Source organism: Microbispora rosea (genome assembly GCF_900156315.1).
Taxonomy (GTDB): domain Bacteria; phylum Actinomycetota; class Actinomycetes; order Streptosporangiales; family Streptosporangiaceae; genus Microbispora; species Microbispora rosea.
The window spans coordinates 1-10,931 of record NZ_FTNI01000028.1; the positions used below are offsets into that span (position 1 = coordinate 1).

Genomic DNA, 10,931 nt, shown 5'->3' on the forward strand with positions numbered 1-10,931 from the left:
GCAGTAGTTAATTGACGGCTCCTCACCAGTTGGTCTCCCCGGCGAAATACTTGGCCGCCCGGCGCAGGATGTCACGCTCCAGCTCCAGTTCCCGGATCCGAGCCTTGAGCTGCTTGTTCTCCTCTTCCACGTCGCCCGACGGTAGCGGGGCCTGCGAGCGCTTCGGCACCGGCCTCGCCTTCGCCGGCGCGGTGCCCCCCGCCTGGGCCTGGCGCACCCACAACCGCAGCGTTTCCCGGCTGATCCCCAGATCCCGGGCCACCGACGTGATCGTCCGGGTCGGGTCCGACAGGTACAACGCGACCGCGTCGGCTTTGAACTCAGGCGGGTAGACCTTCATGACCACCAGGAACTCCTCGGTCTCCAGATCTCCATGATCTGGCACTCAAGGTGTCCACACCTCGGGGGGAGGGCCCCCCGCCAGGGTGACCGGCTGGCAGCGGGAGTATCAGCGGGCGGAAGACGAGCTTGACGATCCTCGCTCGCTGGCTTTGCCCGACTGGGAGACCTTGGCGCGGCTTGCCACCGCACTCGTCGAGCGGTCAGCCGACAAGTATGCGGGCTGGGGCGAAGTCGTCATCTTCGCGGCCTGTACGGCTGCCCGCATCGGTGAGGTCTCCGGCGTGCGGGCCGGTGATATCAACCGTGACACCTGGACTTGGACGGTCCGCCGGCAGACGACCCCCAGCCCCGGCGGCACCGTGGACAAGGGAACGAAGGGGAAGCGTGCTCGCGTCGTCCCGCTGATCCCGGAAGTCCGCGACCTCGTCGCTCGACGCCTGGACATCGTCGGCGACAACCCCGACGCTCGCCTGTTCACCGGCCCTCGGGGAGGCCGCATCACCACCGCGGTCCTCCGGGACGCCACGCACTGGGATGAAGTGGTGACACGACTCGGTTATGAGCATCTTCGCCGTCATGATCTACGGCACACCGGGCTCACCTGGATGGCCGATGCCGGCGTGCCCGTTCACGTCCTCCGGAAGATCGCCGGGCATGGCTCGCTGACGACGACCCAGAGATATCTCCACCCCGACATGCGGTCGATCTCGGAGGCCGGAGCGGCGCTGAGCGCGCATCTGGCGGTCAGACGGTCCCCAGATGGTCCCCGGCTGAAGGTGGTCTAGCGATCTAGGGCATGAACAACGAGCAACCAAAAAAGCCTGTTGAGCTGGGCTTACACCTGGCCAACAGGCTTTCTTTTTACCGTCGGGACGGCGGGATTTGAACCCACGACCCCTTGACCCCCAGTCGCGTTTCGCCGTTCATTCGTCACCTTGTGCAATCGAGCCGCATACGAGAAACTGCAGGTGGACGGCTTGATCGGCTGCCGAACTCTGTCGCCAGATCTCGATCTCTGACGAAGAGTACAGCAACAAACGAGCAACGGATGATCAAGGGGAGGACGCGTGGGCCACTCCTACAAGAGGGTCGGAGCGGACGGCAAGACCAGGTACACCGCGATCTACCGCGACATCCGAGGAAACCGGCACTCGGCCGGCACGTTCACGAGCAAGAAGGCGGCCGATAAGGCGTGGCAGGCGGCCGAGGCCAAGGTCGCCGAGGGACGTGTAGGAACCACCGCCCGGAGTCGCCAGACCTTTCAACGGTACGTCGAGGTGGAGTGGCTGCCCCATCACGTTATGGAGGCGACGACCCGCGAGGGGTACACCTACTCGATCTACGCCCACATCATGGACTGGTTCGGGGCGATGCGAATGATCGAGATTCTGCCCAGTGACGTGCGCGCATGGGTCAAGGATCAGCAGAACCGAGGCCTCTCCCCCGCCACCATCCGGCTCAACAAGTCCATCCTCAGCGGGATCTTCACAACGGCCCTGAACGACCAGGTCACCTCCCTCCATCCATGTAAGGGGGTGAAGACCCCGACAGTGCCGAAGAAGCCCCTGCGGATCGTGTCCCCCGAGGAGTTCGACAAGCTCTACTTCGCGCTGCCCACCGAGGAGGCCCGGCTCCTGGCCGAGAGTGCCATCGAGAGCGGCATGCGCTGGGGCGAGCTGACCGAGCTCCGGGTCAAGGACCTCGACGTGCTAAGCCGGATCGTCACTGTGAGTCGCACCGTGGTCGAGATCAATCCCAAGCATCATCCCGAGAGCAAGCGGTTTCTGATCAAGGAGTACCCGAAGGACAAGGAGTACCGCCGCTTCAAGCTCAGCGCCCAGATCGCCGCAAAGCTCAAGGCCTATATCGAGGACAACAAGCTCGAGCGCGACGACCTGCTGTTTGTCTACCAGCCCGAGGAATCGGCGGCGCCGCCCAAGCCGGAGCTGGCAGAGCATCTGGGCCTGACCGAGCCGAACGCTGCCGGGCGACGGTATCGGCACGGCACGCTCAGCGCCTATTCGGCGGGCAAGTGTCGTTGCCAGCACTGCAAGAATGCCTATGCGGTTTATCGCGCCGAGCGCCGGTCCTCCGGCAAGGACAACCCGCGCCGGCCGCGCCGGTGGGACACCGACGGCCATATCCCCCGTCGCTGGTTCCGCGACCAGATCTGGCGACCGGCCCTGGCAGCCTCAGGCCTGGAGTTCAAGGTCAAGATGCACGACCTCCGCCACGCCCACGCCTCCTGGCTGCTGGCCGGTGGCGCCGACCTTCAGGTGGTGAAGGAGCGCCTGGGCCACGGCAGCATCTCCACCACAGAGAAGTACCTCCACACCCTCCCCGACGCCGACGACACTGCCCTCGACGCCCTCGCTCGGACCCGCGCCCGATCTCGGCGATAACGAGTGGCCGAGGGCGTCCCCCGGGGTCGGCCGCCGCTGGACGGTGATCTGCTGCGACACCTGCGCATCGCTGTACTAGTGAATTGCTACTCGTTCATTGGCGGGAAAGAGCTCTGCTGATGCCGGTGGCTATGGTGGTAGCGAAGATCCAGCCCGCCACGACTAGGCCGTAGGCGACCCACTGGCCTGCGGCGACCGGCTGGAATGCCTTCTCCTGCCCGAAGTCGATCAGTGGGAACAACAGGTCCAGGGAGTAGATGACAGCGTTGAACGCTGGCCCTTGTCCGGGCTGGGCACGGGGCGGAGCGTTCAAGGTGAAGACGATCACTCCAGCGACGAGCAATGTCAGGAGCCAGAGTGCGGCCCGGGCCGGGCGGTAGCCGTAGCCGACCGTGACGTCCTGCAACAGGCCCCAAGCCCGTGCGTACACGGGGAGCGTCGCGCGGCGCTTCCGCTGCTTGGCGAGCAGGATCGTCCGCGCGTCCGCGTCCTGCCCCAGCCGCCGGTAGGTCGCTGCGAGCTGTTCATACGGTTGCGGCACATATCCATCGCCGTCGTCGGTCAGCCAAACCAATCGCTCGGCGGCCGGCAGCGTTGGATCCAGCGCCTCGTAGGCAAGGCCGTCCTGCCTGCGCGGTGACCATGTCTCCTTGGCGTCGCGAAGCACGCCGATTCGAGCGTGCCGAAGGTCGATGATGCCTTCAGGTTTCTGTCGAGGACGCAGGTACAGCTCGCGTACCTCGAGTTGCCATGCCGCGAGCGCCCGGCCGCTGGGAGCGCGAAGCGTTGCGTCATTGAGGTATAGATGCCGGCCGATGCTGGCGCCGATCAGCGTGAGCTCCCCGTCGGCGGTGAAGCCGCCGCACTGCAGGCCACGGCCGATGTTAGCCCCTGCCGCATCAAGTGCCTGCCCATCCGGATTACGCAGACGCGCGCCGGTGAAGTCGGCGAAGGTACCGATTCGCGCGTCTGCCAAACGCACAGCCCCTTCGGCTCGGAAGCCGTCGGTGCATGACAACCCGCCGCCGATGCTCACTCCGTCGCCGTCCAATGCGGTAGGGGGCGTGTCCCCAGCGCCGGACGTGTTCGTGGCGTCGAGCTTGGCGCTGTCCAGATTCAAAGAGCCGGCGATACGCGCCTGAGTAAGCTCCACTCTTCCTTTCACGGTGAGGCCGTGCGCGGACACGGTGCCTTCGACCTGCAGTTCTTCCGCCTGCAGCGCGTCACCGCCCGGGTAAGACAGCCGGGCCCCCTCTAGGTTGAGTTCCCGGTCGATACGCGAATGGGACAGGCGCATCGTGCCAACCGCTTTAAAGCCTCCGCCGAAGTAGAGCCCGCCCTCGGCCGTTATCCGGGAGCCATGGAAGGCCATCTTCCCGGGGTGATCGATTGTGGTGCCCTTGAAGGTGTATGGCCCCGTCACATGCGTGTTGCGCGAGCTGATCATTCCGGCGATCATCATCCGCTTACAAAGAACGGCTCCGTCGGCCACCATCCCGTCCAGGTTCAACGCCTTGCCTTCAGCGGTCAGCCGTGCATAATTCATGATCACAGTGCCGCTGACCTTGACGTTGGAGAACCGTACCTGGCCGACGGTGTTGAGCCCGACCGCCATGATGCCACGGCCGGCCTGGAGCCTGTCGCAGTCGATGGCCAGACCAGTCACGGAGGTCGTCGCCTTGCTCAGGGTCAGAGCTCCTGCCAGTTGCGTCCCACGCAGCTCCACTAACCCCGTGAAGAAACAGCGGTCCAGCCGGAGATGGCCGTCGACCTGAGCATTGGAGGCCGACAGCCCCGGCAGGTGAGACCCGTTGAAACTCACCTGCGGGCAACGCGTCCAGTACAGGCTGGGATCACGTTCGAAGTAGCAGGACAAGAACCGCGCGGAATGACGGACGGTGGAGTAGGCCAGTTCCACTCGCTCGGTGATCCGCGCGCCTTTGATCCTAATGGCGGGAACCCGATGCGACTGAGGCGTCTCATCCCTCATCAGCAGCGCGGCGATCACCCGGGCACGGATAGTCCGTTCTGGCCCCCAACCCGCCCCGCCCGCGGGGTTGTCCTCATCCGGCTTCTCGACCGTGAAGTCCACTTCCTCCCCGAGAGGAAACGCCTCCCACACTCGCCGTTCGGCCTCGGACAGGTCTTCAACGCGCACGTGATCCCTCCAGCAACTGTCCTCTGTTCGATCGCTCTCATTTGGAAGAGGGTTACAGCTACGCGATGGTTCACATTCAGCAGAGCGGCGAACCGTCACGTTATGACTGGCTCCGGCGCCTCCGGCCGCCCCGTGACCCGAGGGCCAGAGGCGACCTTGTCGCTGTAACCGGAAGGCTTCGACGTTGTGGCGGGCCCACTGGGCGAAGGGGCGGGCGCGCGGCTCAGCACGTGCTTCACGTGCGGATGAGCCGCAGTTCAGCGACGTCGGGGTCGCCGAGGACGGCCAGCGTGGTCTCCATGGCCAGCTCCGGCATGAACACGGCATCCGCGCGTGCCTACTGCTGGGGCGGGACGGCCGCTCTCCTCGTCGAGGACGTCCGGGCCTTGCCCGCACAGGCGGTGGTAGTAGTCGGCTCCCTCAGCAAGGCGCGCGCAACGCCGGGCGCCTGCGGCCGAATGTGCGAGAGCCGGGCGCAGTTCCACGACGAGGTAGGTGATCTGATCATGGTCGCCGAGTAGTTGCCCGCGGGCTGCTCTCGCTCTCGTTCGGCTGCGCTGTCGAGCCGGTCGGCCGCCTCGGCGAGGGTGGGCGTGGGCGGACGCAGCGCGAGAGCGGCAAGAAACAGCGACGGAGACCCACATCCAAGCCGATGACCGCTCCGACCGGGTGGCGTCCCCCACGGGGATGCCAGGGAGCAGCCGCACGCCGGCGAACAGCATCGCCGTCAGGAATATCGCCCCCAGACCCATGCCGCTGTATGACCGCCGCGTCTGTTCATAAGCTCAGACGATGATCGACCGAGAAAATCACGGCGAGGTGTGAAACGGTTCGGAGTCGACCTGATACTTCATGTGCGAAGCGTCACCGCTCCCATTCCACCTGTCGGTGCTCCGGGAGAACGGCTGGATGGTAGGTCGTTGACGGCCCGGCCCACTCCCCCACCCCTCGGCCGCCGATTTCGGCCCTGCTTCCCCGGCATGCCCTCCGCGCCCAACCATCGCGTCAGCCGTCGGTATGCGGCGACCGGCGAGCCCGAGGACGAGCTGCTCACCCTCGACGGCCCGCCGCCCGGGAGCAGGCCCGGCGCCGGGAACTGGGGCTGCCGGCCTACGGAGACCTGCGGAGCGCGGGCGATCAACAGCTCAAGGCCTGGAGGCAGGCCGCCTTCAATCTGGCCCCGGAGATCACCGCCGCCTACGGCGTCAGCCCCTTTACGTTGACGCCGACCGGTCGGGGCAACCGGCGGCGGTGATTTGTCTCGTGCAACCGCCTGGAGGAGACCTCAGGCGGCGACTGCCGGCCAGGGCTGGTGCAGTGGTACGTCGGCAGCCTGCGCGGACCTGATTTTTGTCACCTTTGCGGTGGCGAACCGGAGGGAGGGGCCGACCTCGTCGACCTCGAGTTCGTAGACGGTGCGCTTGTCGCCGGGTTCGGTCTCGTAGGTGCGCTGGCGCAGGCGGCCTTGGACGACGACGCGCATGCCGCGCTGGAGGGATTCGGCGATGTGCTCGCCGAGGTCGCGCCAGGCTGTGCAGGTCAGGAACAGGCTGGTGCCGTCCTTCCACTCCCCCGTCTGACGGTCCTGGTAGCGGGGTGTGGAGGCGACGCGGAAGCGTACGACGGCGTGGCCGCCCGTGGTGAAGCGGAATTCGGGGTCGTCGATGAGGTTGCCGACGATGGTGATAGTGGTCTCGTTGGCCATGGAGTCTCCTCCATTGATGGGGGTCGGATGCATAAGGGCGCGGGAGCGAGTGCCCCCGCGCCGGTGCCGGGCTGCTACATCTTCCGGCCCGTCACGGTTGCCAGGCGCTGGGCCTCGATGGCCTCGCTAATGCAGTCCTGGCAGATCCAGCTGCGGTCGGTGCAGCGGTACAGCTGCTCGATCTGGGTCGTCTGGCCGCAGCGGCCGCAGGTGCTCAGGTCGGTCAGGCCGAGGGGGGTGTCAAGGGTGAGGGTCATGTCCTGCTCCTTTTCGCCGGGGTCCCGTGCCCGGGGTCTGTGCCGTGTTCTGGTGAGGGAGGACTCGCAGGCGGGAAGGGAGGGAGGGCAACCGGGCGGCCCGCGCCTGCAAGATGTTTTGCGACAGCAAAAGATCTTGAACGCGCGGGGTGAGCGGAGCGAAAGCCCGGTTGCGTGGACGACCGCGCCTGCGACACTGACCGACCAGAACACTGGGCACGGGCGGACCCGGCGCGACCGGGAGCACGGCAGGACATGACCCTCGGTACGCGACCGTCGCCGACCTTCACCAGCCGCAGACGGCCCTCGTCGATTCGGCCCCGCCCCTGTCCCGGAGATGCGAGAACGTACTCGTTCGTCGGGAGCGGAACACCACTTTGCTGCCGAGGAGGCCAGGATGCTCAGCCGCTTGTGGCGGCCAGGTGCAGGGCGCGCAGCGCCTGGGCCTCCATCTCGTGGGCGGTGTCGGCGTCGTCGATGGTCTGGGCGACGCTGGTGACGGCGTGCATCACGCCGCCGGCGGTGAGGTCGCCGCCGCGGATGAAGTGGCGCAGGATCTCGCGCTGCTGGTCGTCGGTGAAGCGCAGCTTGCTGGTGATCGCCTGGATGGTCTTGTCGGGGTCGGCGATCTCAGTACCCGCTGTGGCGGTAAGTTCGCGGATTTTGGTGGTGAGGTAGTCGGTGTCGAGGAAGGTGGTGATGGCGTCGCGGGTCTGGGCGGTGATCAGCTGAAGGTTCTTGTCCTGGGTGTCGCTGCTCCACCGGACCGCGCTGCCGCCGTCGTCGAGGCGGCCGCCGAGGTGGACGTGGCGGTGGGCGTCGGCGGTGATGGTCATGCCGTTGCGGCAGACCTGCACCAGCAGGCGCGGGGTGATGGTGAACGCGCCGCAGCCGGTCTCGCTGTTGCTGATCACAAATCCGGCGAACACCAGCGGGTTGTCGGCGCCGGCGGCGCCGGTGAACGGGCTGCGGTAGTTCTTCAGCAGCTCGGGGGCCAGGGCGGCGACCTGCTCGCACACCACCCGCACGTACATCCTGCGCTCGGTCAGGTCGCACCCATCGATGTCGATGTCGACCCCGGCCAGCCGTACGCCGTCCAGGGCGGCCATGAGCACGTCCAGGTTGTCGATGATCTTGTACCGGTCGGACAGGAACGCCCGCGCCACCCCGGGTGCATCGCCCGCGCCGCGCAGGCCGCGCAGCAGGAAGCGGCGGTCGTCGGCCTGCAGCCAGGTGTTGACGTTGGCCTCGTACAGGGCGGGCTGGTGGGTGCGCAGGCGCCGCAGGTAGGGCAGGGGGATGCCGAGCTTGTCGGCCAGGCCCTGGTCGCAGATCTCAGTCGGCAGATAGAGGCCCGTGCTGTCGGTCACCCCGGCCTCGGACAGCACCGGCGGGGTGTCGATCAGCTGCAGGTGCGTGCCGACCGCACGGATCTGCCCGGCGGTGACCGGGACGTCGACCTTGCGGGCGTGCTGGTCGCGCAGCAGCGCGTGCAGCTCGGCCAGGCCGGCGTTGCGGGCGGTCAGCGGAACGGGGACAACGGTACTCATCAACGGTTCCTTCCATGCAAAAGATGAAGGCCCGGCCTGGTGGCCGGGCCTGTCGGGTCCAGTTGCGGCGATGTAATGGGCGAGCGGGGTCAGGCGGCCGCCGAGTACGGGGCGCCGTCGCCGGCGTCGGGATCGGTCTGCGGGTCTGCCCAGACCTTGGCGTCCTGCGGCACGGCGGTGCTCATCTCCTCCGCGCCGGGCTCATGCGGCGGTTCGCCGGCATCGGGCGCCTGCTCAGGCTCGAGCTCCTCGACGGGGGCGTCACCGCGGTACGGGAGCCCGTCGATGACCGCCTGCTCAATCGGTGTCGGCTGATAGCCGAGCTCGACCAGCAGGGACAGGTAGGCGCGGGCGTCGGCGCGGCTGACCGCGCCGGTCCGGTCGTGCCGCCAGATGTAGCGAGCCGAGTCCGGGACGGTCATCTGGTGCTCATACGCGACGGCGATCGGTGCCAGGGCCAGCAGCGGCAGCCGCCCCGGCCGGACCGCGGCCGTACTCGCCGCATCGATGTTCCCGACCAGCTTCGCCCACAGGGCGGTGTGCCGGGCGCCGGTGAGCTTGTCCCGCAACGGTGTGGGCATCTCCATGAGCTGCCGGGCGACCCAGGCCAGCACCGGCTTGGGCGCACTGGCGCGGGCCAGCAGGCCGGCCACCCACTCCTGCCGCACGGCCGCGCTGGCCTTCCACGCCCGGTTGCCCTCGATGACCAGCTTCCGCTCGAGCTCGTTGGCCTTGACCGGCGAGGCCGATCCGACGACGGGCGCGCCCGGTGCCCCCGGTGTTTCCGGCGGCGCGTAGCCGTGCCGTTCCGAGCTGGTGCAGTAGACCACCGGCGTGGCCGTGCCCCGGCTGCGCAGGAACACCCCGCGCCCCTCGCATTCGGTGTGCGTGTCGGGGTCGAAGCCCTCGACGACATCGGCCAGGCGGGTGAGGGTGAGCGCCCCGAACGGGATGTCGTCGGTCACGCGAATCCCGGCCTGCTCCAGCTCGGCACGCACCCGGGCGCGCTCGGCCGCCTCGGCCCGCTCGGTGCGTATATACTCGACCGCGTAGCGGACCTTGTGTCCCCAGCCGACCCTCTGCTGGATCTCCGCAAGCGCGTCTTCGTCGCCGTCGAACTCGGCCAGCAGCGCCAGGTCCTCCAGCGTCCAGTCGTGGTTCATCTGCTGGGCGGCCTGACGGGTCGTCGTCGACAGCCGTCCCGCGGTGATGGCCCCCGCGACCTCTTCGCGGGTGCGGCCGGTGAGCTTGCGGATGCGGGTACGGCTGGCCCCGGCCTCATGCGCCGCGAACAGCGCCTGGGCCTGCTCAAAGGCGGTCAGCCCGCGCCGGAACTCGTCGTCGTTCTCGACCACTATGTCGATGAACTGGCCGGCACGGTCGCCGGCCTTGACAAGGTCGATCAGGCACAACAGGTCGGGCAACTGCTCGCGTCGGGCGGCGGCCAGGCGCCGGTTGCCCTTGGTCACCCAGAACCGGTAGCCCTCCTCCCCCTCACCCCGCGGGTGGTCGTCGGGGATCGGAACGACGTGCACGGCGACCTGCTGCTCGGCCGCCAGGGACTTGCAGAACGCGTCGGTCAGCGCGTAGTCGGCCCGGACGTTGCCAGGGTGATGGTCGAGCAGGTGCAGGGGGATCCGGGCGAGGCGCACATTGCCGGCCTCGCGCAGACCGTTCTCCCAGTCGGCTGTGTCAGGCATACTAGCTCCTTCTTGATGTAGCGGGACAGGAACGAAGAGGGGAGGCCGATGGCGCGCCGGTCTCGGCAACCGCAGGGTGACGGCGTCCGCGCTGGTGACGGGGGTGCGGGCGACCCGGTGCGGGGCCGCCCGCAACATGCCGGGTCAGGCGGCGAGCGGGGTGGCCGACCCGTTCACGGCCGAGGCGCTCTGGGCCAGACGGCGGGGCGCGGCGGCGACTGGCCAGGCGGCAACCTCCTCGCGCACCGGGCTGTAGCGGGTGGCCAGCCCCAGATCGGTGGCGATCACCCTGATCACCCCACGGACGGTCGGCTTGCCCTCGCGGTTCTTGGTCTCGTAGGTGCGGGGCATCAGGTCGCAGCCCCGGGCCATGACCAGGTGGCCCTTGCGGTAGGACTCATGGGCGCGGATCGCGGCGACCCCGTAGACGACCACCTCCACCTGGCGCGTGGGCACGTAGGTCGAGCCGTTGCGGCGCGGGGTGGGCGGCCCGTTGACCTCCAGCACCGCCGACCACATGGCCGGCGCCTCGTGATCGGAAGCGAAAAAGCGCGGGTCGTAGGCGATCCTGCCGGTCAGGCTGATGTGGATGTCGAGCACGGGTCCTCCCCCTCATCGATAAGCCCCGGATGGGGCCTGGTGTCTGCCGGCCGGGGGGAGCCGCCCTTCGGCGGCGTCCCCGTTCCGGCGAGGAGCGGACGGGGCGATGGCGTGACCGGAGCTGCAACCCGGGTGGTGACGGCGTTTCAAGATGTTTTGCGCAGCAAAAGATCTTGAAACGCCGTCACTCGCCCACCGCGGCCGCGGTGACACGCGG

General features: G+C 67.9%; 8 protein-coding genes and 2 pseudogenes. 3 read left to right on the forward strand and 7 right to left on the reverse strand.

What is annotated here, in order from left to right:
• Positions 1–37 precede the first annotated feature (37 nt).
• Positions 38–346 (reverse strand): annotated as a pseudogene (locus BXA11_RS44950) (transposase); the annotation flags it as partial.
• A gap of 79 nt (positions 347–425) precedes the next feature.
• Here BXA11_RS44950 and BXA11_RS31370 point away from each other — a divergent pair.
• Together BXA11_RS31370 and BXA11_RS31375 are read left to right on the forward strand one after the other, a co-directional pair.
• Positions 426–1,127, forward strand: coding sequence for a tyrosine-type recombinase/integrase (locus tag BXA11_RS31370; RefSeq protein WP_204053899.1), 702 nt, complete (start codon positions 426–428; stop codon positions 1,125–1,127).
• A gap of 282 nt (positions 1,128–1,409) precedes the next feature.
• Positions 1,410–2,744 (forward strand): tyrosine-type recombinase/integrase, encoded by a 1,335-nt coding sequence (locus BXA11_RS31375; protein ID WP_076440343.1) that lies wholly within the window; start codon positions 1,410–1,412, stop codon positions 2,742–2,744.
• A gap of 94 nt (positions 2,745–2,838) precedes the next feature.
• Here the strand turns inward: BXA11_RS31375 and BXA11_RS31380 are convergent, their stop codons facing one another.
• Positions 2,839–4,902 (reverse strand): hypothetical protein, encoded by a 2,064-nt coding sequence (locus BXA11_RS31380; RefSeq protein ID WP_076440345.1) that lies wholly within the window; start codon positions 4,900–4,902, stop codon positions 2,839–2,841.
• A gap of 290 nt (positions 4,903–5,192) precedes the next feature.
• Between BXA11_RS31380 and BXA11_RS31385 the strand changes: the two genes are divergently transcribed.
• Positions 5,193–5,423 (forward strand): hypothetical protein, encoded by a 231-nt coding sequence (locus BXA11_RS31385; RefSeq protein ID WP_143734616.1) that lies wholly within the window; start codon positions 5,193–5,195, stop codon positions 5,421–5,423.
• Positions 5,424–6,250: 827 nt separating this feature from the next.
• Here BXA11_RS31385 and BXA11_RS31390 read toward each other — a convergent pair.
• The 5 genes and pseudogenes from BXA11_RS31390 to BXA11_RS31410 all read right to left on the reverse strand — a co-directional run.
• A pseudogene (locus BXA11_RS31390) lies at positions 6,251–6,607 on the reverse strand (single-stranded DNA-binding protein); the annotation flags it as partial.
• Between the two features lie 74 nt (positions 6,608–6,681).
• Positions 6,682–6,864, reverse strand: coding sequence for a hypothetical protein (locus BXA11_RS31395; protein WP_076440349.1), 183 nt, complete (start codon positions 6,862–6,864; stop codon positions 6,682–6,684).
• Positions 6,865–7,265: 401 nt separating this feature from the next.
• Entirely contained in the window at positions 7,266–8,414 is a 1,149-nt protein-coding gene (locus BXA11_RS31400) for a DUF932 domain-containing protein (protein WP_076440351.1), read from the reverse strand.
• A gap of 89 nt (positions 8,415–8,503) precedes the next feature.
• The gene (locus tag BXA11_RS31405; RefSeq protein ID WP_076440353.1) at positions 8,504–10,114 is read right to left on the reverse strand and encodes a hypothetical protein; all 1,611 of its coding nucleotides are present in this window, start codon (positions 10,112–10,114) and stop codon (positions 8,504–8,506) included.
• Between the two features lie 144 nt (positions 10,115–10,258).
• The gene (locus BXA11_RS31410) at positions 10,259–10,714 is read right to left on the reverse strand and encodes a single-stranded DNA-binding protein (RefSeq protein ID WP_076440354.1); all 456 of its coding nucleotides are present in this window, start codon (positions 10,712–10,714) and stop codon (positions 10,259–10,261) included.
• Between the last annotated feature and the right edge of the window lie 217 nt (positions 10,715–10,931).